This window comes from Streptomyces glomeratus (assembly GCF_021462825.1).
Lineage (GTDB): Bacteria > Actinomycetota > Actinomycetes > Streptomycetales > Streptomycetaceae > Streptomyces > Streptomyces glomeratus.
Map to the genome: position 1 here is coordinate 12,702 of NZ_JAKEEB010000040.1, position 21,781 is coordinate 34,482.

Genomic DNA, 21,781 nt, shown 5'->3' on the forward strand with positions numbered 1-21,781 from the left:
TCTTGTTGGTCGCTGCGGCGCCTCGATGAACTGGGTGCCGCAGAGGTTGGTGGGCCCGAGTCCTCTCGGGCGCCTTGCGTGATCCGGGCTCCGCATCTCGCTCCCTGGTGAGCGACCGATGAGGGACCCGGTCACTTCTGACCGGTTCATGACAACCATGCGAACGGTCGGGAGACCGGGCAGGAACAGTCCGGTCGCGGCATGGGAACACGCCGACCACATGTCGCTCGCATGCCGTTGGGAGCTCGCCCCGTCGGCGGCCCCGATTCGGGCACTGCCGTACCCGCGCCCGAAGCCGGTCGACGCGGCAGAATCCGTGCTCCGCTACGCGGAGCGGACGTCCACCGACCGCTCCCGGGCACGGCTCAGTGAACTCAGCATGACCTTCTCGGTGCTGCGCAGATACGCTTCGGCCGCGCGCTGCGCCTCCTCCTCCCTGCCCTCGGACACGGCGTGCACCACCGGCGCGAGCCGGGCCGCCGCCTTGGCCGCGTCCTCGAACGGCGCCCGCAGGGCGCGCCGTACCGGGAGGTAGGCGTTGAACAGCGTGTTGGTGAGGAGCAGATAGACCCGATTGCCGGTGGCCCGTGCCAGCTCCCGGTGCACCTCCACGTCGGCGAGCTGGGTGGCGTCGGCGTCCGGGGCCTCGGCCACCTGTTGCAGCAGCTCTTCGAGGCGCCGGGCCTGCCGTGCCGTGCGGCGGACGGCCGCCCGGCCGGCGACCAGCGTACCGATGTGCCGTCGTACCTCGAAGATCTCCCTCAGCCACGCGGAGTCCTGCGCGGCCAGCATCGGGAGCAGTTCGGCACCGCCGAACCGTAGGTAGTCCAGTACGCAGGTGCCGATGCCGTGCCGGGTGCTCAGCAGCCCCGCCTTCTCCAACCTGGTCAAAGCGTGCTTCAAGGTCGTGCGTGTCACACCGTACCCGGCCGCCAGCTCCCGCTCGGGAGGCAGCAGGGAGCCGGGCTCGTGCGTGCCGCTCAGGATGTCATCGCGCAGCCGGACTTCAAGCAGGTCGACCAGGGACTGGCGAGGAATGCCTTCGACTGCCACGGAGGGTCTCCAGAGCTACGGTCAGCAGTTCAGCGACTCAGCGGTTCACTGGTTCAGTGGCTCAGCCACGGCTTCAGTGAAGCAGCCTCACGACGATCTCGTCAATCCTCCACTTGCAAGGGGGAGTTGTGTGTGAGGCCTGGAGGCGGAAACCGCGGGTCCCCCGCGGATCACTGTCCGGAACCGCCGCTGCGGCCGGCCGGACGGGTGCGGGAGCATGTGCTTGCGACACCTGGTGGGGAACGTGCGAGGAGGAGCCGGGCATGGGGGACCGTGCCGAGCGGCCGGATCCGCTGCGGGCGCGAAGCGCCCGGGAACTGGTCGCCTGTATGCGGCAGTTGAAAGAGTGGTCAGGACTGACCTACCGTCAGCTCTCCGCCCGCTCGGAGCGCGCCGGGGACGTGCTGCCGTCCAGCACGCTGGCCGACACTCTGACACGCTCGACGATGCCACGCGCAGAGGTGCTCGGCGCGTTCGTGCGCGCATGCGGTTGCGACCGGGACGAGGTCGCCGTGTGGCTGTCGGTTCGCACCCGCATCTGCGAGGCCGCAGTGTCGCCCGCCGGTGACGAAGCGGTCGGGTGGCCGCCCGAAGAGCACGGGCCCGGGCCGGACGAGGCGCCCGCACCGCGCCCTCCGGCCCCGCTCTTCCGTGAACGTCACCGGATTCTGGCGGTGGCAGGGGCTCTTGCCGTCGTTCTCGGGGTGGCCGGCTTGCTGGCTTTCCAGCCGGGCGGCGAGGACGGGGCGCGGCCTCCCGCCGTTACGGACAGCGGCCGGGCGCCGCACTCCGCCGCATCGTGCCGGGGCGCGGCCTGCCGCGACGAGGACCCCGAACTCCGCGGCTGTCTCTACGACGGCCGTCACGTGAGCGGCGTCAAGACACAGCTCGGCCTCGTCGATCTCTTCCACAGTTCCGCGTGCCAGGCGCTGTGGGCCGAGGTCTCCAACGACCCGAGCCTGGTTTCCGTGTACTTGAAGTCCGACAGCGGTGTCGCGCTGACCGTGGGCCGCGACCGTCTTCATGGCACCGCGTCATCCCAGGGCACCATGGTCCGCACGCCCATGCTCCCCTCCGAGGACACCCCCCGGCATGCCGAGGTCTGCGTCGCCTACCGGGAGTTGGAGGCATGCACGGGCAGCGACGGCATGACACGGGTCAGGCCTTACCCCACCTCCGAGCCCAGCGCCGGAGGACGCCAGATACGCAAGGATCCCGTGCGATCCTGAGGCCGCGAGACCACCTCCGCGCGAGACCACCTCCGCGCGAGACCACCTCCGCGCGAGACCACCTCCGCGCGAGACCACCTCCGCGCAGCGTCCCAGGGACGGATGCCAGCCCCTCGATCGGCCGGTTGATCGGTCCGTCGATCGGTCCGTCGATGTGCCCTGCCCGGACAGCATCCCGGACAGCACTCCGGACACCGGCTCTGACCAGGCCGGACAGCCCTTGGGCTGTCCGGGACAGTCCCACGCTGTTGTGTCCGCCTGGCTTCCGCCAGCAGGCTCGGCCGTGGCCCTCCCGGGCCGTGCACAGCGCACTCGGTTCGCACCGCGTCGCCCATCGGCGACACGACATCAGTGGAAGGAGTCACAGATGACCAAGCTCCTGCAGACAATCACCGACCGCCTGCTGGAAAAGCTGGTACCCGGGGGTACGGCTCATGCGGTCAGGTGCTGGAAGGCCGGATCGAAGTGCATCCATGGCAGCTGCGCGGGCCAGAGCAAGTACACCCAGTACCGGATGAACTGCGACGACGGCAGCTACTACTACACGTTCGCCCACTGCGGCTGCTGATACCGGCAGTCCGGCTGGGCTTTCGGTCTTCACCGGAGCGGTAAAGGGGGCGTCGGCGGACTCCTGTGCGGGTCCGCCGGAGTCCCCGGCCCCGTACTTCCCTTGGCATGACAGAAGGGTGTCCCTCGTCATGGACCTCGCCATGGAGTTCGCCATGGAGTTCGCCGCCATGTGCTGCCGGACCCTGCTCGTGGTCGTCTTCGCGGTCGCGGTGGTGGGCAAACTCCGCAGTGCCGAGGCCTTCGAAGCGTTTGTGCGCTCTGTCCAGGGTCTCGCGTCGCTGTCGTCGCGCCGCAGTCGCGCCGTCGCCCGCTTGGTCGCCGGGGCGGAGGTGGCCGGGGTTGTGTTACTGGTGCCGCCGACGCGGGTGGCGATCATCGGGTTCGCGCTGGTCGGGTGCATGCTCGGGGCGTTCACTCTTGCGGTGGCGGCGTCGCTCCGGCGCGGCATGCGGGTGCCGTGCCGCTGTTTCGGGGCCTCCACGCGGAGTACGGGCCCCCTCCAGCTCGTCCGCAACGGCTTTCTGATGGCCGTGGCGGCCGGCGGCGCCGCCGGGACGTTCCACGGGCTGCCGCAAACACCGGGTGGCCTCGCGGTGGCCTGCGGCACCGGCCTCGTCCTCGGTGTCGTGGTGACCAACCTCGACGACATATCCGAATTGCTGCGCGACGCCTTCCCCGTCGCCGCACGGAAGGGTCAAAGGTGATCATGCCGTATCTCATCGCGGCCGTCGTGCTCGTCGGCGCACTGTCTCTGTTCGACCTCCTGCTGACGGTGGGACTGGTACGAAGGCTGCGCACGCAACGAGTCTCACACGCATCCGCAGACGAGTCCTCTTTCGAGGGGATGCTCCCCGTAGGCGGGGTGGTCGGGAGCTTCGAGACCCGGACCGTCGACGGCCGGCCTCTGCTCAGCCGCGATCTCGGCTCCGGGACCGTCGTGGTGTTCCTCTCTCCCGGCTGTCCTCCGTGCCACGAAGAACTGCCGCGAGTAGCGGCCGCGTTGACAGCGGTTCCGCCGGACGGTGCCGTCGCCGTCGTCGTGGGCGGGGCCGGCGGGGACCCGGATACCGAACAAATGGTCAAGGAGCTGGCCCCGGTCGCCAGGGTCGTCCATGAGAGCGGCACAGGCCCCATGAGCGAGGCGTTCGGCGTCCGCGCCTTCCCCGTCATGTGCCGCGCCCGCGCCATCGGCGACGAACTCGTGGTGGAGGCGGTGGGCGAGCACGTTCTGCCTGCCCCCGTCCCCGCTGCGCCGTGAGCACGGCGGTGGCGTCGTCACCGGGGCTGCGGAGGCTGGCCGTCGTCTTCCGTGCCGCGACCGGACTCGCCCTCAGGGCGGCGCCCCGGCAGCTCGCGGCGCTCACGCTCCTCACCGTCCTCGGCGCATTGCTGCCCATCGCCTCCGCGTGGACGGTGCGGGCGCTGCTGGACGGGCTGGCCGCGGGCGGCCGGCTCGGAGCGCTTCTCGAGCCCGCCGGGCTGCTGGCCACGGTGGGAGTCGCGGCCGCCACAGTGCCGCACCTCGCCCAGTACGTCCAAGCCCAGACACAACGCGCGGCGGGGCTCTGCGCCCAGGAATCCCTCCACCGGGCCGTGGACGCCCTGACCGGCCTCGGCAAATTCGAGGATCCTCGGTTCCTCGACCGGCTGCGACTCGCCCAGCAGGCCGGGGGCATGACGCCGACGCGGGCGGTCAACAGCGCACTGGGAGTGCTCCACGGGACGCTCACCCTCGGCGGGTTTCTCGGCTCGCTCATCGTGCTGAATCCGCTCCTGGCCGCCGCCGTACTGCTCTCCGGTGTGCCGGTGCTGCTCGGTGAACTGGCGGTCAGCCGGCGACGGGCCGCGATGCTCTGGAACATCGGCCCCGCTGAACGCCGCGAGTTGTTCTACTTCCAGTTGCTGACCAGCACGCAGGCCGCAAAGGAGATCCGCCTCTTCGGCATCGGCGGATTCCTGCGCGGACGGATGCTCGCCGCACGCCGCAAAGCCGACGCGGCCAGGCAGGCAGTGGACCGTCAGGAGCTGGCGGTCCAGCTCGGGCTCGGGGTGCTTTCGGCCGTGGTCGCCGGCCTCGGTGTGCTGTGGGCGGTCCGGGCCGCCGGGCAGGGCCGTATCAGCATCGGCGGAGTCTCGTTGCTCGCGGCCGCGGTGCCCGCCGTGCAGACGGCACTCGCCGGACTGGCCAACGAGATCGCCAACGGACACCAGTCGCTCCTGCTCTTCGACCACTATGTCGCGGTCCGGGAGATCAAGGACGACTTGCCGGTCAGCGCCCGCCCCCGCCCCGTGCCCCGCCTTCGGAAGGGCGTCGAGCTGCGGGATGTCTGGTTCCGCTACGGCCCGGAACACCCCTGGGTGCTGCGCGGGGTGACCCTCACGATTCCAGCGGGCAGCTGCGTCGGCCTGGTGGGTCTCAACGGAGCGGGGAAGTCGACACTGATCAAGCTCCTGTGCCGCCTCTACGATCCCGAGCGAGGCCGGGTGCTGTGGGACGGGACCGACCTGCGGGCGTTCCATCCCGCCGAGTTGCGCAGGCGGATCGGGGCCACCTTTCAGGACTACATGGAGTACGACCTCACCGCCGGCGAGAACATCGGGCTCGGTGACCTGGAGCGACTGACCGAGCAGGACAGAATCGAACGCGCCGCGCGCCTGTCCGGTATGCACGACTCCCTGGCCCACCTGCCCGACGGCTACCGCACCATGCTGAGCCGTACGTTTCTCTCCGAGGAAGAGAGAGACGACCCGGGCACCGGCGTCGTCCTGTCCGGCGGGCAGTGGCAGCGCCTCGCACTGGCCCGGTCGTTCCTCCGCGACCACGCCGACCTGCTGATTCTCGACGAGCCCAGCTCCGGCCTTGACGCCGAGGCCGAGCACGAGATCCATCTGCGTCTGCGCGACCACCGGGCAGGCCACACCAGCCTGCTGATCTCGCACCGGCTCGGCGCGCTCCGGGGCGCGGATCTCCTCGTGGTGTTGGAGAACGGCCGGATCACCGAACAGGGCACACACGAGCAGCTGATACGGGCCGGCGGGTCCTACGCCCGGCTGTTCGCCCTGCAGGCCGGCGGTTACCGGCGCGGAACACCGGTGACTTCGGCGGTGACGGAGCCGGTGACGGCACCGGTGGCTTCCGACTCCCCCGACCCCCGATGAGGTGCTCCATGTGGCCGACCGGCCGCCGTCTGTCCCCGTTCGCCGTCGCCGCGGTCGGGACGCCGCTGCTGAGCGTACTGCTGGCACGACGTCGCCTTGCCGTGATCACCGTTGCCGGAGCCAGCATGGAACCCGCCTATCGAAGCGGCGACCGGGTTCTGCTGCGGAGACTCGGCCGACGCGGGGGTGCCGGGATCGAGAACGGCGGGGTCGTCGTCGCAGCATGGCGGCCACCCTCCGGTGCCCCGCCGGAAGGGCCCGCGGTGACACACGGCGGTCCTCGTCGGACGCCGGGTGAGCCGCTCGGTGCCCGGAGCTGGATGATCAAGCGCGTTGTGGCGTGCCCCGGCGATCCGGTTCCCGAAGGCCTGGGACCCGCCCTCGCCGCCGAGGCCGGTAGGCCCGCGCCCCGGGACCGGTTCGTGGTCCTGGGCGACAACGCCGCTCACAGCCATGACTCCCGCCACATCGGCTACCTCGAACGCGGCGACATCCTCGGAGTGGTCATCCGCAGGCTCGGGCCCCGCCGGTGACCACCTTCACCGCCGCAGGCACCACGGCCGAGCTTGAAGCCGCCGCCCGCAGACCCGCCCGGGTCGCCCGGCATGTCCCGCCGCCGCGAACGGGCCATGGGGCTCCCCGCAGGCGGAGAGCCCCACGTTGTTCGCCGCACGGTGCCGGCGTCAGAAACGCCCGGGTGTCCCGGGGATGCCGGAAGGGGTGGGCAGCGGAAGCGTCAGTCCGTTCCGCTCCCGCCCGGCGGTGGCCTGGCAGGTCACGTCCCTCGCCGGGAGCCTGCCGGTGGTCAGGTAGGCATCGACCGTCTTGTCGGCGCAGGACTTGGAACCGTAGACCCCGTGTCCCTCGCCGCCGGCGACCATGACCATCCGCGAGCCCTTGAGTGCCCGGTGCATCCCGATGCCGCTGGGCAGCGGCGTCTGGGGATCCCATTCGTTCTGCAACATGAGCACGCCGACCTTGTTGTTCACCTTGGTGGCCGGCTCCGTGCCGTTCTTCCAGAACGCGCACGGCTTGATGCTGGACGCGAAGTCGCCGTACAGCGGATACCTGGCCTTGTCGCGGATCGCGTCGCGCCGGTACTGCTCGGGATCACGCGGCCACGACCCCGAGTCGGCACACACGACGGACCAGAAGCTCGCGTCGCCGTTGTCCGAGGGCACGGAACGCCCGAACGACGTACCGAAGGACGGCGTGGTGGGGCGGGAAGCCGACCGAGGCTCACGGGTGGCGGCCGGGTGCCCGCCGGCGGCGGCCTTCTTCAGCTCGACGACCATCCGGGCGGCGTCTCGCACACTGAAGAACATGGCACGTCCGGCGCGGATGTCGTCGCCGGTCAGGCGCTCCCCGTTGAAGTCGATCGGCTTGCGGTCGGCCTGGGCGACCAGGTCCCAGAAGGTCTTGCGGACCTGGTCGGGGGTGTCACCCACCTTGTACTGCGCGGCACGCTGGGCCGTCCACTTGGTCCACCTCGTGAACGCGGGCTCTGTGCCCTCCGCCCACACCTGGATCATGCCGCGCCAGACCCGCTGGGGGTCGACAGCGCTGTCCAGCACGAATCGGTCGGCGCGCGCCGGGAACATCTGCGTGTAGACAGCGCCGAGATAGGTGCCGTAGGAGTACCCCAGATAGGAGATCTTCTTCTCCCCCAGCACGGCGCGGATCACATCCATGTCCCGGGCGGTGTTGCGGGTGGTGATGTGCCGCAGCTTGTCGCCTGTCTTGGCGCGGCACTTCTCGGCGACGGTGCGCGCCCACTTCACGTCCTTCGTGAACGTACCGGCCTTGTACGGGCGCAGCCAGTTCTGCTCCGCGCCGGTCAGGCCGCAGCTCACGGGCGAGCTCTGCCCGACGCCCCGCGGATCGAAGCCGACGAGGTCGTAGTGCTTCTGCACGGACTTGGGCAGTTCGGATTCCATCCACAGCGGCATGCTGAGGCCCTCGCCGCCGGGGCCTCCGGGGTTGAGCAGCAGAACGCCGCGACGCTGACCGGCGGCGCTCGTCCGGATCCGTGAGATCGCAAGTCCGATCTTCTTGCCGTTGGGGCGGCCGTAGTCGAGCGGCACCTTGATGTCGGCGCACTGGAAGGTGGCGGGCGTGTCGCGGTCGCAGCGGTGCCAGCGGGGCTTCTGCCGAAGGTACTGCGCCAGAGGGTTTTCGGCGGCGGAAGCCGTGGCGGGAGCGAGCGCGGGAACGAGGGTGGCGACAACGCTCGCCGCGAGAAGGGGTGCTGCTATTCGTCTGCTTCGCACGTGGGGCGGTCCTTCGGATCGGTGCGTATGGGACGCACCAACCCTTTCGTGCGGGGCAGTTGGGGAAATCCACCGACGAGACGGGGACGTGTCCGACTGTAGGTGGACGAGTCACGGGACGGATGGTCCTGAGGTCGTACGGGGTGGTGTGTGCTTTCGGACAGTTCACGGACGGGCCTGGGCCGCGAGTCGCAGAGCGGAGGCCGATGGGCTGACTTCGACAAGGAGGGGCCGGGGCAGCAGGATGCCGGGGTGACGAATCTGATCGACGTGAGCGAGCGCGCGTACTTCGCCCAATGCGCACTCCGCCGGCAGCAACCTCATCCGGGAGGCGCAGATCCGGCAGATCGCCCTGCCGGGCCGGGAGGGCGGGCCCGGCCTGGCCCCGGAGCAAGAAGAGCAAGTCCTCAGGGTGCTCTTCGAGTTGCTCGACGCCTTCCTGGCCGAGGGGAGGACGCCGTTACAGGGTCCTGACCGATTCCTGACCTCCGGCCCCCGCGCCACCCCCGACGCCATGAGAAGGACTCCGCCCCTGTGTTCACATCCCCCTCTCCCCTGCCGAGTCTGCTCGCGGTCTTCGCGCACCCGGACGACGAGTCCCTGATGGCGGGCGGTGTTCTCGCCCAGCACGCCGCCGGCGGAGCACGCACCGCCGTCGTCACCGCGACCTGGGCCCCGGACAGCCATCGGGCGACCGAACTCGCCGACGCGCTAGGAAACCTGGGAGCCGGGGAGCCGCGCATGCTCGGTTATGCGGACGCCCGCGTACCCGAGTCCGCGCCCGGGCAAGTGCGGTTCTGCGACGCTCCGCTCGACCAGGCCGTCGAACGGCTCGTCCGGCACCTGCGTGAGGTCCGCCCGGACATCGTCGTCACCCACGACGCCTACGGCGGTCTCACCGGTCACCCGGACCACGTGCACACCCACCGCGTGACCCTGCTCGCCGTACAGGCTGCCGGACTTGAGCGCCTGTACGTCGAGGCCGGGGAACCGTGGCAGCCCGGCGCGCTGTACTTGGCCACGCATCCGCACTCGGGCGTTGCACAGCTGGGCAGCCTCCTGACCGGCGTCGGCAAGTCGGTGCTCAGCGTGCCGGACGAGCGGGTCACCGCGACGGTCGACGTGAGTGCGTGGCTGGAGCAGAAGTGGTCCGCCATCCTCGCGCACCGCAGCGAAGTGGAGCGTGAGCGCTCGCTGCCCGGCATGCTGTCTCGTCTGACCGCCGCAGATCGGCGAAGGCTCCTTTGCACCGAGTACTACACGCGTCTGGAGACCGCACCCACGCGGGGTGGCCTGCGGCAGCTGACGGCCTGACGGGGGTGCCGCCCCGGGAATCGGGGTGGCACCCCTGTGGGGTACTGCGTCGTCCCGGTCAGGGAAGTTTGACCGCGAGGAGGTCGACGGGCCGGATGTCGGGTGCCTCGCTGAGCATGGTCTGGGCCGCCTCCATCAGCGCGGCGGCGATCCGGCCCCGCAGATGGCCCTGTCGCCCCTGCTCGTCATGGAAGGTGTCGAAGACACCGAAGGTGGTGGCGCTCAGCCGGAACGCGAACCAGCTGACGGTGTGGTCCTCCTGCTGCGCGAGCTGCAGCAGCGTTCACGGTGGCCGGGCGCGGGGGCCGCAGCGCCGGACCGGTGCCCTAACGTCTCGTTCTCAGCATCCAGTGCGCGTGCCGACTGCCCTGCGATGCGGCACGCGCACTGCCTTACGGGTACGGCCTACTGGCCAGTGGGAGCCTCTGCGGCCGCATCTCGGTGGAGGGATGAGTGACGTCGCTGTGCAGGGTTGAGGAACCAATTGCGGGCGGAGACGAGCCACCAGGTGCCGCAGAAGGCGATGACGACGCCGACCGCGATGGGCGCGTAGTTGAACGTGTGCGCGGTGACGGGCGAGGTCTGCGGCAGCATGAACAGCACGGTGATCACCAGCACCCAGGCGACGGCGATCGTGCCAACGATGGGGGACCAGGAGCCGAGGTGCCAGGGGCCGCGCTCGAACCGGTCGCCCTGGCGGAGCCGGAGGTAGGTCGGGATGACGTAGGCGATGTACAGGCCGATGGTCGCGATCGAGGTGACGGCCGCGTACGCGGTGGTGTTCCACAGGTAGGGCAGGCCGAGGGCGAAGGCGCCGCCCGTGGCAAGCCAGACGGCGTTGGTGGGCATGCGCGTGGCTGGGTTCAGCTTGTGCCACACCTTGGAGAAGGGCAGGGCGCCGTCGCGGGAGAAGGCGTAGATCATGCGGGAGTTGGCGGTGACGGACGCCATGCCGCAGAAGAGCTGGGCGACGATGACGACCAGCAACATCCACTTGCCGGCCGCAGTGCCGAGGGCATCCATGAGGATCTGCGCCGGGGGTACCCCGGTCCCCGATCCAAGTGCGCCGGCGTAGGACTGGATGGCGTAGGTGAAGCCGAAGAGGAGGAGGAATCCGGCGGCGAGGGAGACGAGGATCGAGCGGACGATGCCCTTGGGACCGGCGGTGGAGGCGTCGATGGTCTCCTCGGTCATGTGGGCGGAGGCGTCGTAGCCGGTGAAGGTGTACTGCGCCATCAGCAGTCCGATCAGCACCACGTAGGTGCTGGATGAGAAGCCGGTGTTGTTGACGAACTCACCGAAGACGAAGCCGGTCGACTGGTGGTGGTTGGGCACGAGCACGAGGGCGCCGCAGATGACGACGACGCCGAGGATGTGCCACCAAATGGAGACCTCGTTGAGGAAGGCGACGATGCGGACACCGAAGGTGTTCAGCACACCGTGCAGGGCAAGGATGATCCCGAACAGCGTGATGGTGTGGCCGGGCGTGGCGGTGAAGCCGAACTGAAGGTCGAGCAGGGCGTTGAGGAAGCTGGCGGCGCCGAAGTCGACGCCCGCGGTCACCGCTATCTGGCCCAGGGCGTTGAACCAGCCGGTGAACCATGCCCAGGCCGCGGCCGTTCTCGCGAGGGCCATGCGGTGTGCCCAGAAGTACAGGCCGGCGCTGGTCGGGTAGGAGGAGCAGACCTCGGCCATCGACAGGCCGACGAACAAGGTCATCAGCCCGACGAACAGCCAGCCCCACATGATCACGGCCGGGCCACCGGTGTTCATGCCGTAGCCGTAAAGGGTCATGCAGCCGGACAGGATCGAGATGATCGTGAAGCTGACTCCGAAGTTGGCCCGGCCAGACATGGAACGGGCTAGCGTCTGCTGGTAGCCGAGTTGCTTCAGGCGTTCCTCGTCGGACACGCGCGAGACGTCAAGAGGCATAGGAATGCCGCCCTTCGTACGTTGATGGGTGGTCTCGGTGTTCAGTGGTGCCGGCTCCGCGGCGGGCTGTAGGCCCAGGCGCGGTGCCGCAGGAACAGTTGGTCGGCCTGGCCGCAGTAGGACCAGGGGACCTGAGTGGCGTAGGGGCCGATCGCGTCGAAGACCTCCGCGGCCTCGCTATGGCGGTTGGCGAAAGACAGGGCGTGCGCGAGGTAGTTGGCGTCGTCCGCGAAGCAGGCGTGCGGACGAGGCGCGCGGTAGCGCCACCAGCGTTCCAACACGTGATCGATCTGCGGGCAGTCGATCCAGGGGTGGATGGTCAGCCCGTACGCCGTTTGGTCCAGCTCCTGTCGTGAGCGGTGGGCCTCGGCGACCACGACCAGCGGCAGGACCGCGATTGGCAGTCCCCGTGGGGCAATGGACGCCTGCTCTTCGGCCCACCACATGGCTTCCCCCGGTTGGCCGTGGTAGCGCGGGAACAGGTAGGTGACGGCCTCGTGGTGTGCCTCGCGGTTCCAGGGATCACGCTGCTTGACCTCCGCCCACACTTGCCGCAGGGTCGCCCGGTCCGGAGCGTGCGTCCGCAACAGCGCGAGCATCACCACCAGGGGCGCCACGTCGTGCGGCCACACCTCCAGCGCGGAACGACAGGTAGCCCACGACTCTTCCATCAGTGACCAGCCGGATTTACGCCCGGCGATCATCGCGCGCAGCGCCTGCACGTTCGCGAGGAGGGCCAGTGCGTGTGGCGAGTGCGGCTCTGCCTTCGCCCAGGTGTCGGCGAACCGCAACCGCGCCCCCGCTTCGGCGAGAACCTGCAGGCGGAAGATCCTGCGATCCCAGTCGGCACCGGTTGAGGCCAGCAAGTCCCGCGGGCCCTCCCATCGCCCCATTGAGGCGTCTTCCAGGACCCGTCTCAGCGCGTCATCATCTCTTGCCGGGCGCATGTCAAGAGATGGCTGACCTCCAGTCGTAGGCATCATGTTCGCTCCGGTAGCCATCTCCTGCCTGCTCAGCAGGAGGAGGCGAGGTCGTCAGGCGGTCCGGATCTCGGTGCCGAGCGCCACCGAGATGGCCCGCTGGTGGACGAGTCCTGTGCGCACCAGCCTGGCCTCGGGGGTGAAGCAGTCAACGATGGTCATGTGGTTCGCCGCCGGGCACACTCCGCCGTTGACGATGACGTCGGGCTCCAGGCCAGAGGCGGCCAGGAAGGCGTGGACCTGGTTGATGGTGATAGCCGGGCCCGGGTCGTCCGGACCGGCGTCTCCGGAAATGTTCGCTGTGGTGGCCGCGAGCGGAACTTTCACTGCCGACGCGAGGTCCCCGAGGATGCCGGGGGCGATCGTGACCAGGGCAGGTGATCCGACGGCCGCATGCTGGGCGGCGTCTTCCGCGTTCTTCCACGGCAGTAGCAGCGCGAGATCGCCGGGCCAGAAGGCTGCCGCGAGTCGCCTGGCCTCCGGGCTGAGGACGAAGCATTCCTCGCAGGAGGCGGTTGAGGCGGCTACGTAGGCAAGGGGCTTACCGCTCGGGCGCCGCTTGCCCGTGATGATGTCGTCGCACGCCCGCGCGTTGCTCGCGTCGGCGCAGACCATGTACCAGCGCCGGGTCGGGACGACGACGAGTCCTCCGCCTTCGATCGCCTGTACTGCGGCTTCGAGGTCTTCGGGACCGATGACACGCATAGCTACTCCTTGTCGACTGTGGGCTGAGGAGCCGCGGCGAGAGACGGGTAGTCGAGCCACGGGTCGCGCAGGGCTTCGAGGCGGCGGCGCGGGTGGTCCGGGTGGGAAACGCGGAAGTAGGCCATCACCCTGGGGAACAGGGTGAGGTTCCGTCCTACTGAGTGCGGGACGAGATGGTGCATGAGCAGGACGTCGCCGGGGGCGCCGAGTAGCGCCATACCCCGCTCCTGGTCGACCTCCGGGGGCACCTGCTCCGTCATGCCGAGCGACCACTGAGTCCGGAACCAGTCCGCCATCGTGTGGTGACCGCCCGGCTGGTAGTGCAGCGCGCCGTCCTGCGCGCTGCTCACATCGGACAGGACGACTCCGACGAGGAGCGAGAAGGTACGCAGTTCTCGCGGATCGAGGTGAGGGCAGGAGACCCCGTCCACGTGCATCGGCTTCTCCGGCTGCACATCGGGGAACTCCGACTCGGGTACGCGGATCTGGATCTGTGCGGTGGTGACGGTGAGGGTGTCCCCGAGGAGGTCGGTGGCGAGTTCGGCTGCGCCCGTATCCGCGCACAAGGCGAGGATGTCGGGATGGCTCCCGAGTTCCGGGGCGAAGGTGCGCTGGCTGTACGCGGGGATGTCGTCGGCCTTCAGGTGATCGCGGTACCAAGCCTCTATCAACGATGCGGCGCGACCAGCCAGTTCGGGGGCGACCAGGCCGCGGCGTACGAGCGCGCCGTCCCGCTTGAAAGTGTCCTTCTCCTCAGGCGTGAGGGGCATGGTGCCTCCGTAAGGTTTCTGGTGTCCCACGGGACGAGTCCGTGTCGATGCGGTTCAGGGCGTACACGCTCCCGTCGAGAGCCGCGGTGAGGAGCTTCTGACCGAGCTCCGGGGTGGCTTTGCGGGGGTCCCCGCCGATGACGCCCCCGGTGGAGAGAGCAGGGTCGTCGGACGTCCAGGGCCAGGTGACGCCGCGGTCCAATACGAGGCGTCCGACTGCCTGGCGCTGGCCGGGGTCGGGGACGGTCTCGCTGGGCAGGAGGTCCAGTCGGACCCGGTCCGGGTCGAGGGCGAGCATGAGGGCGGTCTCCAACACTCCGGCGTGTACCTCGGGCAACTCGCTGTCGATCGGAACGCGGCCGGCGGCGAGTGCCGCGGGGTGCAGTACGCAGGTGGTAACGCCGTGGGAGTGACGGAGCTGGTTGACGACCGCCTCCAGGACGCCGCGATTGCCGCCGTGGCCGTTGATGAGGAGCAGGGACTGGACACGCGTGGACCGGATGTACTCGGTGACGAGCGTGATGATCAGCGTCGCGTACAGGTGGAGGTCCAGGGTGATGGTCCCTGGCGTGCGAGCGTGTTCGGGCGAGAGGCCGTAGGGGACGGCCGGCCCTACCCAGAGGTCGTGTCGGCCCGCCACGTATGTGGCCAGGCGGTGCGCGAATTGCTCGGCGATAACGGTGTCGGTGTCCAACGGCAAGTGGGGACCGTGTTGTTCGACCGATCCGAGCGGCAGGCAGAGGACGGACCGCTCGCCGAGCTCGGCCGCCACACGAGGGGCGGTGAGCGCGGCGAACGCCCGTCTGTTGCTGGGGGTCGTCACCTCCTGCTCCGCCGCCCGAACCGGATCAGGAACTCGTTCTCCTCCGGGAAGGTGTCGTCCTTGCTGAAGTCCGTGAGCCGCTCCTTGACCGCGGTCTCGAATTCGGGCAGCCGGACGCCGAAGAGGTGGGGTGCGGCGAAGGAGGTGGAGTAGAGGTAGCCGAGGATGCTTTCGGTGGTCCAGGTGCGGTGGACAGGGATCCGTGCCTCCTCGACCTGGTCGAAGGGCGACTCCTCCATGATCTCGCTGTAGGGGCGGTTGTGGTGCTGGAAGGTGCCGGAGCCGGCGCGGCGTTCCTCGCCGAGGAACGACTTGATGACGTCCCGGACGGCCTCCTTCCAGGGGCTGGTCGCGGTCCAGAAGCTGCTGTCGCCGAAGATGGCCACGACACCATCGGGTGCGATCTGGTCGTCCAGGCGGGACAGGACGGCTGCCTGGTCGAGCCAGTGGAACGCGCGGCAGATCGTGACCAGGTCGGCCTTCCAGCCGGCGGGCGGCACGAAGTCCTCGGCGGTGCTCTCGACGAGCGACAGGCGCGTGCCCTCGGGCAGCTTCGGGCGCAGCGCCGACTCCGCCGCGGCGAGCATGTCGGCGTCGTTGTCGATGGCGATGGTGTCGTTGAACCGGCCGAGCAGCGCCTCGGCGACCAGTCCGGTGCCGGTGCCGACGTCGAGCAGGCGTCGCGGACCGCCGGTCCGGGTCGGAGCGGCCTGGTCCAGGGCCTCGGCGACGTCTTCGGGGATACCGGGGCGGAACTGGCGGTAGTAGCTGGCGGTTCCGGTGAACAGGCTCATGTGGCGCTCCGTGGTGCGAGGTGCTGGATGTGGGCGGTGGCTGCCGCCAAGTCGTCGGCGACGAGCACACCGTGGTCAACGAGCAGGGACTCGTCGGGGACCTGCCTTCCGCGCGAGATCCACACGGCGCGCGCCTCTGCTTCGATGGCACCCACGATGTCGCACGACCAGTCGTCACCGACGTGGATCAGGCCACTTGGCTCCGCGCCGAAGTGGTCGGTCACGGCCTGGAAGGCGCGGCGGTCGGGCTTGGTGTAACCGATGCGGCAGGACGGGAAGAAGTCGCTCACCCACGGGGAGAGGAGCCTGCGCATTCCGTCGGTGTCGGCGTCGACGCAGGTCACGTTGGAGAGGGTGACGACGGTCGCTACGGCACTGATCCGGCGCAGGGCATCTGCGGTACCGGGATAGAGGTGGAATGGGGCCGGCGCCACATCGCGTGGGAAAGTCTCCGCCGGCACCTGGATGGCTTCGCAGACCTCGTGCACCAGCGAGTCGGTCAGGGCCGGGCGGGTGTGGAGACTGGACCGAAGGATCTCGCGGGTACGCGTGGGAGGAAGCGGTGACGCCTCGACCAGCCGCATCGTCAGACCGGGGCCATCGGCCATGCCCAGGGTGCCCCCGACGTCCACCGAGACCAGCAGTTCAGGCCGTGACGTCACTGGGCCCTCCCCGCGGTGGCCGGGAGCGCGGAGACGACGGCTTCGATACGGGCCTGCCGGATGTCCGGGGTGGTGGCTTCGGAGAGGAACGTGAGGACGTACCGCAGCTCCGCTTCGTCGAGCGCGTCGACTGACCGCCTTTCCTGATCGGCGGCGGCGTTCAGGTCCGGTGGGACGCTGCGGGGGCGCAATCCGTGCGGCAGGTGGAGTCGGCCGTGCCAACGCTCGCCGTCAACCGATGCCGGAAAGCCGGTCGTGGGCCGCAGGACAGTGACGTCGTCCAGGGTCAGGATGCGCACCGGGACGGACGAGTCCGCGATGTCGAGGCTTCCGGTGAGGAAGGTGTCGTGGCCGTCGATTCGTCGCGACAGGCGGAGCAGGGGCCCTTCCGGGCTGTGGGCGACCGTGCCTTCGACGGGAACGTTCAGTGGGGCGCTGGGCACGCTGTGCTCCTTGGCGTGGTGCCGAGACCAGGGGTGTCTGGCAAGCGGATATGGCCGTTTTCGGGGCGGAGCGGCATCTCGTAGAGGCGTTGACGGCCGGGCTCCCATCGCAGCCGGTATTCGACGGCCGGGACGGCGTCGGGGTAGGCGGCGGCGAGGTGGAGGCCGGGCAGGAGCGAGCGGCCGTGTGGGTATACGGGGAGACCCTGGGCCTGAGCGACTGGGATGATCTGTGCCGCTCGGGTCAGGCCGCCGCATCCGACGGCGTCGAGGGTGAGGGCGCTGGGGCGTATGTACTGGATCAGTCCGGCCGGGTCCTCGTCGCAGTGAGCGCGTTCGCCGACTGCGAGCGGCAGCGGGGTCGCCGCGAGGAGTTCGTAGACGTCGGCGTCATGATGCGGGAGCGGGTCCTCCAGCCACCGGAGGCAGGCGGGGTCGGCGGCCTGCGCGAAGGCAAGAGCCAGTGCAGGTGTCCAGGTGCCGACCGCGTCGACGGCGAGCGGCGCGCCGAGAGCGTGAGAGCAGCGTTCAACTGCTTGGGCCATGCGTACGGCGGCTTCTGCGGGCGGGTAGGCCGGGTCGCGGCGCAGTCCCCACTTGGTGAAGTTCCAGCCGCCGGCCATGACGCCGGTCAGCACGTTCCGGCTGTTGATACTGCTGAGGTCCTGGGTGAGCCAGGAGGCATACGCCGGGATGAGCGGCTGCGGGGCTGCGGTCGTGAGGAGTTCGGCCACGATGCACTCGGCGAGTCGGCCGTGGAGGTCCCAGACGGCGCAGTCGACCGTGCCGACAGCCCACGAGGCTGCCTCGGACGGCTGCCTGCGGGCCGCGGTCCGCAGTTCGTCGAGCAGGCGAACGTGGTCGGTGACCAGCGCGTCCTTCGTCTCGGGGGCAAGTACGTCGTTCACGTAGCGTCCCACGCGTTCCCCGACTGGGCCGTACCAGCCGACCGCGTTCCCAGCGCGGACCGCGATGAAGAAGGTGTCGTCACCGGCTGCCGCGGGCTGCCTCGTCTGGACCACGTGGAGGTCCTGGATGGTCCACGAGGTCATCGGACCACCTCCCGGGAGGCCAGGAGGAGGTCGGCAGCCCGCTCGACGCCCGCCACGTCCATGCCCATGGTGCGAGCGAGATCGCGCTGCGGCAGCGGGCCGGCGGGCTCCTGCCAGCCGATGACGTCGACAGGGCGGCGGAGCCTTCTCGCCAATAGGCCCCACACAGCTGCCGGATGGCCGAGAGTGAGGACGAGAACGGGCGCATGAGCACCGAGGTAGTGTTCGACCTCGCGGCCGTTCAGGCCCCGTGGCCAGACGCTTGGCGCACCGAGGACTGTAAGGTCCAGCAGATTGACGACTCGGACCCGGCACCGGTGACGGTCACGAATGCGGTCGACGGCTTCCGTGGCTACGACAGCGGGGATGTCTCCTGCTGTCACGATCGTCAGGTCGGGCTCGTCATCGTCGCTGAGGTGCGACCACACCGCGAGACCACGGCTTTGCTCCTCGGCCAGATAACCCTCCGGATGGCGAGTGCGGGTGTGCTTGCCCGTGATGACCAGGTTGACTCGGTCCACCGAGTCGAGCGCCTCGTCCAGGACCGCCGCCGTCCGCGCCGGGTCCGCCGGCGTCAGCACCCGCACTCCGGGGGCGACGAGGGCCAGTAGGGCGGTGGCGAGAGACGGGTCGCCGTGCGTGTGGACGTTGTGCCAGCCGTATGAGGTCAGAAGGAGATTCAGGCTGGGGAGGCCCCGAGCGCCGTCGAGGCGTCGCTGCTTGATGTGCCCCACCAGGCCGCTCGTGAGCAGAGGAGCGAAGCTTTCGTACGACACGAACAGGCCCCGTCGCCCGCTGGCGGTCCAGCCGGCGAGCCACTCCAACAGCACCTCCTCCGCCAGCAGCTCGTGAGCCCATTGCTCACCCGCAAGACCGGGGAGACGGTTGGAGGCCAGTTCGTCGGGACTGAGAAGCAGGAAGTCCCCTCGTTCGGCATGCTGCCGGACGATCCCAGTAACCGCGCTTGCGAACGAGACCGCATTGGCCTCACCCGGGGCAGACGGAGTCGACGATCGTGCGGAGGGAAGGGCGCACCAGCGAACCTGGGCGACGGCCTCCGCGAGCGGCCCTCGGCTGCGTCCGTACGTGTCGAAAAGCTGTGAAGGCCGGTAGGAGGCCAACCAGTCATCGAGCTGCGCCAGTTGTTCTGCGTCGGCCTGCGGGTTTGTGAGGGGAGTCTTGTGCAGGGCGGGCGTGCCGAGGAGCGTCTGGCTGCCGAGGGCGACAGGGCCGGTCCATCCCTTGATGCAGCGCAGGACGAGAGCTGTAGGACGGTCTTCCAAGGTGGACTCCATGGCGTCCCATAGGGCGGCGTGAAAGGCGGCGTGCTCAGCCTGTGATCCCGTGGTGATGTGGACGATCTCGGCTTTCCAGCCGAGGCCGGCGAAGTACGCGCGAAGGCGGTCGTCGTCCAGCCGTCCGAGCAGTGACGGACCGCCCATGCGGAAGCCGTTCACGTGCACTACGGGAAGGACGGTGGCCCCAGTGAGGTCGCCGTGCGCGAGCCAGGCGGCTGCGGTGGTCGGGGTCTCGCACTCGCCGTCGCCGATCACAGGCACGACGATTCTGCCGGGAGCGCCCAGGGCGGCCCCTTGGGCGAAGGGCAGGCAGCCGCCGAGCCGTCCGCCGAGGAATGCGCCAGCCGGGAGCGCCGGAATCACTTCGGCTCCCAACCCGTCCACGTCGGGGAACGAAAAGGAGAGTCGCCGCAGCCCGTCGGCGTCTGCGCCGAAATCGGGGCGCAGCCTGCCGAGCTCGCCCGTCACCCAGGATGCTGAGAGCTGGACGATGCCAGCGTGCCCGGCTCCGAGCAGCGGTACGAGGCCGACTTCCCCATCGAGAGCTCCGGCAGCGAGGGCCAGGTGGGTCAAGGCCCAGGCGGTGCCCGGCACGGTTCCCCAGTGGCCGGAGGGGCGCTTCTTCACGTGTTCGGCGGTCAGCGGCTGGCTGAGCAGCACGTTGTCCTGGAGGTGGAGTTGGCACACCGAGGAGTAACAGATGGCTCTCCACAGTGCGTCGGCCAGAACGGCGTTGGCCTCCATCATGCGCCGACCAGGGTCTCGTCAGCGAAGGTGAAGTACCAAAGGGGCCGATAGCATTCCCATGCCGCAGGTCGCAGGCCGGAGGGCTTCATGATCTTCTCTATCTCGGCGCGGGCGAGGAGGTAGTACTCGAGCTCCTGGGCCCCCGAGGCTCGCAGGCCGGCCATGATGCGGTTGTGGGCCTGGTAGACCTGGAAGTTGGGGAACTCGGTCACGTAGGGCGCGAGGGCCTCGACACCGGTGCGGAGCGCGTCGAGGTCGTCCAGGCCCGCGATGTACGTGAACGACGTGCCGTGACCGGCAGCAACCGCCCGCCTCAGCACCTCCGGCATGAAGGTGGTCGTCAGCACCGCCTTGCTGGCCTTCAGCAGGAGATCCCGTCGGGTGAAACATTCAGCAGTGAGCCGGAGCACGAAGGGGCCCACATCGGCAAGGTCGTCGAACGCCTGCCTGGAGAGCAGCACTGAGGTGAGGAAGCCAAGGCGGGCTTCGACGCCATACTCGACGAGCACGGAGCGCAAGGCCCGTAGATGGTCGACGGCCGCGGGCTCCCGCTCGAAGCATCCGGTGGAGACAGTGACCTCTCGAACTTCCGTCAGGTCCCGCCGCGGGTGCTGCTCGCACAGCGCGGCGAGGAGTTCCCGGAGGTCCCGTTCCTCCGACAATCGCGGGTCTGCCGCGGCCTCAAGCGTGTTGGGACAGAAGGCACAACCAACGCAGCGACTCCGGGCATTCGGGTTGAGCGTCAACGCGGTGCCGCCGTCACGGAAGTAGCCACCAACCGCCTCATCGGCATCGACACGCTCCACAACGCCGACCCGAGATTGACCCAGCAGCAGTTGTCCGTCCTCCAGCAGGTGGAACGGGGACTCCGCCGCGTTGAGCGGGACGATGAGCTGCCAGGGCACCGATCGTGCGCTGTCCAGCCGCACCTGCAAGCGGGCGCGGTGACGCGAGGCTTCACCGTCGATACCGTGGAGATTGATCGCGATGAGCAGGGCGTCCTCGACCGGCACCCGGTACCGCCGGGCGAGCTGCTCCACGTCCGCGAGTGTGGACGCCACGCCCGCCTGTCCGCCGACTAAAGCTGTCACGCGTGTGCTCCATCCATGAGGCGGGAGGGGGATGGCACGTCGGCGGAACGCGGGGGACGCTCCGCCGACGGCTCCGAAAAGCGTGCCGTCGCACGGCAGGACGGCGAACCACGCGCAGGGACTTTTGCAGGACGTCCCGGGACGTTTTTCAGCAGACGGCGTGAGCCAGCGCCCGCAGGTGACGCATCAGGGCGGCGACGTCCGTGAGGTCGGCAAGCACGATGCTCGCTCCGGCCTCCCTCAACTCGTCTGCGCTGTGGACGCCAGAGGCCACGGCAATCACGTGCGCGCCGGAGTCGAGGGCGGCCTGAACATCACGGGGGGTATCGCCAACGAGGACTACAGGCGTCTCGGCCGGGGTGCCGTAGACGGCGCGGACACGGCGCCGTGCGACGTCGACCAAATCCGCTCGGTCCGTCGCGTCCGCTCCGTACGCCCCACACTCGATATCGACCAGCTCGTCCAGCCCGAAGGCCCTGAGTTTGACCCGGGCGTTCGCCTGGATGTTTCCGGTGAGGACCGATGAGATCATGCCGGGCTCGGCCGCCACCGCGGCAAGGGCCTTTCGGGCACCGGGAAGCGCACGGCCGCGGCGGGAGAGATCGGCCTCCCGTGCCGCGCCGGCGGCCACCAGGGCGGGCTGGATCAACGCCCACTCCGGTGGCTCCATACCGTGGTCCCGGAACATCCCCGCGAGGATCAGTCGGTCGGTCCGGCCCTCGGTGCGTGCCGGACGGGTTGCGGCACGGCCAGCGACGCCTTCGAAGGCGGCGGCGTAGATCTCTTTGCTGACGCCGGAGTTCTCGATGAGGGTGTGGTCGATGTCCCAGAGCACGATCAGTGGCACCAGGCCAGCGTAGGCATACGAACAGTTCTGGCCACAACCGCA

The 21,781-nt window shown here is 69.4% G+C and carries 21 protein-coding genes; 7 read left to right on the forward strand and 14 right to left on the reverse strand.

Features of this window, described 5'->3' with window-relative positions; translation table 11 throughout:
* Positions 1-324: 324 nt before the first annotated feature.
* Positions 325-1,053 (reverse strand): FadR/GntR family transcriptional regulator, encoded by a 729-nt coding sequence (locus LZ604_RS30820; RefSeq protein ID WP_234519163.1) that lies wholly within the window; start codon positions 1,051-1,053, stop codon positions 325-327.
* A 263-nt stretch (positions 1,054-1,316) separates the two neighbouring features.
* Here LZ604_RS30820 and LZ604_RS30825 point away from each other — a divergent pair, with 263 nt between their 5' ends.
* The 6 genes from LZ604_RS30825 (at position 1,317) to LZ604_RS30850 (ending at position 6,544) form a co-directional block, all read left to right on the forward strand.
* Positions 1,317-2,282 carry a helix-turn-helix domain-containing protein gene (locus LZ604_RS30825; protein WP_234519164.1) on the forward strand — a complete coding sequence of 322 codons (966 nt, stop codon included), beginning with the start codon at positions 1,317-1,319 and terminating at the stop codon, positions 2,280-2,282.
* Positions 2,283-2,649: 367 nt separating this feature from the next.
* Complete coding sequence (locus LZ604_RS30830; protein WP_234519165.1) at positions 2,650-2,850, forward strand: hypothetical protein; 201 nt, start codon at positions 2,650-2,652, stop codon at positions 2,848-2,850.
* Positions 2,851-2,980: 130 nt separating this feature from the next.
* Positions 2,981-3,556 (forward strand): MauE/DoxX family redox-associated membrane protein, encoded by a 576-nt coding sequence (locus LZ604_RS30835; protein WP_234519166.1) that lies wholly within the window; start codon positions 2,981-2,983, stop codon positions 3,554-3,556.
* 2 nt (positions 3,557-3,558) lie between these two features.
* Positions 3,559-4,110, forward strand: a complete 552-nt coding sequence (locus LZ604_RS30840) for a TlpA family protein disulfide reductase (RefSeq protein ID WP_234519167.1) — start codon at positions 3,559-3,561, stop codon at positions 4,108-4,110.
* Positions 4,107-6,011 (forward strand): ABC transporter ATP-binding protein, encoded by a 1,905-nt coding sequence (locus tag LZ604_RS30845; RefSeq protein WP_234519168.1) that lies wholly within the window; start codon positions 4,107-4,109, stop codon positions 6,009-6,011. The genes LZ604_RS30840 and LZ604_RS30845 overlap by 4 nt, the downstream gene beginning before the upstream one ends.
* Before the next feature lie 8 nt (positions 6,012-6,019).
* Positions 6,020-6,544 carry a S26 family signal peptidase gene (locus LZ604_RS30850; RefSeq protein WP_267972045.1) on the forward strand — a complete coding sequence of 175 codons (525 nt, stop codon included), beginning with the start codon at positions 6,020-6,022 and terminating at the stop codon, positions 6,542-6,544.
* A gap of 150 nt (positions 6,545-6,694) precedes the next feature.
* Here the strand turns inward: LZ604_RS30850 and LZ604_RS30855 are convergent, their stop codons facing one another.
* Entirely contained in the window at positions 6,695-8,281 is a 1,587-nt protein-coding gene (locus LZ604_RS30855) for an alpha/beta hydrolase (protein WP_234519169.1), read from the reverse strand.
* A gap of 534 nt (positions 8,282-8,815) precedes the next feature.
* Here LZ604_RS30855 and LZ604_RS30860 point away from each other — a divergent pair.
* Complete coding sequence (locus LZ604_RS30860; RefSeq protein WP_308283697.1) at positions 8,816-9,595, forward strand: PIG-L deacetylase family protein; 780 nt, start codon at positions 8,816-8,818, stop codon at positions 9,593-9,595.
* A gap of 405 nt (positions 9,596-10,000) precedes the next feature.
* Here the strand turns inward: LZ604_RS30860 and LZ604_RS30865 are convergent, their stop codons facing one another.
* The 12 genes from LZ604_RS30865 to LZ604_RS30920 form a co-directional block, all read right to left on the reverse strand.
* Positions 10,001-11,527, reverse strand: a complete 1,527-nt coding sequence (locus LZ604_RS30865; RefSeq protein ID WP_234519170.1) for an amino acid permease — start codon at positions 11,525-11,527, stop codon at positions 10,001-10,003.
* 41 nt (positions 11,528-11,568) lie between these two features.
* Positions 11,569-12,393, reverse strand: a complete 825-nt coding sequence (locus LZ604_RS30870; RefSeq protein WP_234519171.1) for a hypothetical protein — start codon at positions 12,391-12,393, stop codon at positions 11,569-11,571.
* A 168-nt stretch (positions 12,394-12,561) separates the two neighbouring features.
* Positions 12,562-13,212: an L-threonylcarbamoyladenylate synthase gene (locus LZ604_RS30875; protein WP_234519175.1), complete on the reverse strand. Its 651-nt coding sequence runs from the start codon at positions 13,210-13,212 to the stop codon at positions 12,562-12,564.
* 2 nt (positions 13,213-13,214) lie between these two features.
* The gene (locus LZ604_RS30880) at positions 13,215-13,982 is read right to left on the reverse strand and encodes a phytanoyl-CoA dioxygenase family protein (protein WP_234519177.1); all 768 of its coding nucleotides are present in this window, start codon (positions 13,980-13,982) and stop codon (positions 13,215-13,217) included.
* Positions 13,966-14,805 carry a creatininase family protein gene (locus LZ604_RS30885; RefSeq protein WP_234519178.1) on the reverse strand — a complete coding sequence of 280 codons (840 nt, stop codon included), beginning with the start codon at positions 14,803-14,805 and terminating at the stop codon, positions 13,966-13,968. Before LZ604_RS30885 ends, LZ604_RS30880 begins: the two co-directional genes overlap by 17 nt.
* Positions 14,802-15,599 carry a class I SAM-dependent methyltransferase gene (locus tag LZ604_RS30890; RefSeq protein WP_234519180.1) on the reverse strand — a complete coding sequence of 266 codons (798 nt, stop codon included), beginning with the start codon at positions 15,597-15,599 and terminating at the stop codon, positions 14,802-14,804. Before LZ604_RS30890 ends, LZ604_RS30885 begins: the two co-directional genes overlap by 4 nt.
* Entirely contained in the window at positions 15,596-16,261 is a 666-nt protein-coding gene (locus LZ604_RS36135; RefSeq protein WP_234519182.1) for an HAD family hydrolase, read from the reverse strand. Before LZ604_RS36135 ends, LZ604_RS30890 begins: the two co-directional genes overlap by 4 nt.
* Positions 16,258-16,704, reverse strand: coding sequence for a chalcone isomerase family protein (locus LZ604_RS30900; RefSeq protein WP_234519184.1), 447 nt, complete (start codon positions 16,702-16,704; stop codon positions 16,258-16,260). The genes LZ604_RS36135 and LZ604_RS30900 overlap by 4 nt, the downstream gene beginning before the upstream one ends.
* Positions 16,686-17,756, reverse strand: a complete 1,071-nt coding sequence (locus tag LZ604_RS30905; protein WP_234519187.1) for an enolase C-terminal domain-like protein — start codon at positions 17,754-17,756, stop codon at positions 16,686-16,688. Before LZ604_RS30905 ends, LZ604_RS30900 begins: the two co-directional genes overlap by 19 nt.
* Entirely contained in the window at positions 17,753-19,801 is a 2,049-nt protein-coding gene (locus tag LZ604_RS30910; protein WP_234519188.1) for a phosphoketolase family protein, read from the reverse strand. Before LZ604_RS30910 ends, LZ604_RS30905 begins: the two co-directional genes overlap by 4 nt.
* Positions 19,798-20,841 (reverse strand): hypothetical protein, encoded by a 1,044-nt coding sequence (locus tag LZ604_RS30915; RefSeq protein WP_234519189.1) that lies wholly within the window; start codon positions 20,839-20,841, stop codon positions 19,798-19,800. Before LZ604_RS30915 ends, LZ604_RS30910 begins: the two co-directional genes overlap by 4 nt.
* Before the next feature lie 199 nt (positions 20,842-21,040).
* Positions 21,041-21,739 carry an HAD family hydrolase gene (locus LZ604_RS30920; RefSeq protein WP_234519190.1) on the reverse strand — a complete coding sequence of 233 codons (699 nt, stop codon included), beginning with the start codon at positions 21,737-21,739 and terminating at the stop codon, positions 21,041-21,043.
* Between the last annotated feature and the right edge of the window lie 42 nt (positions 21,740-21,781).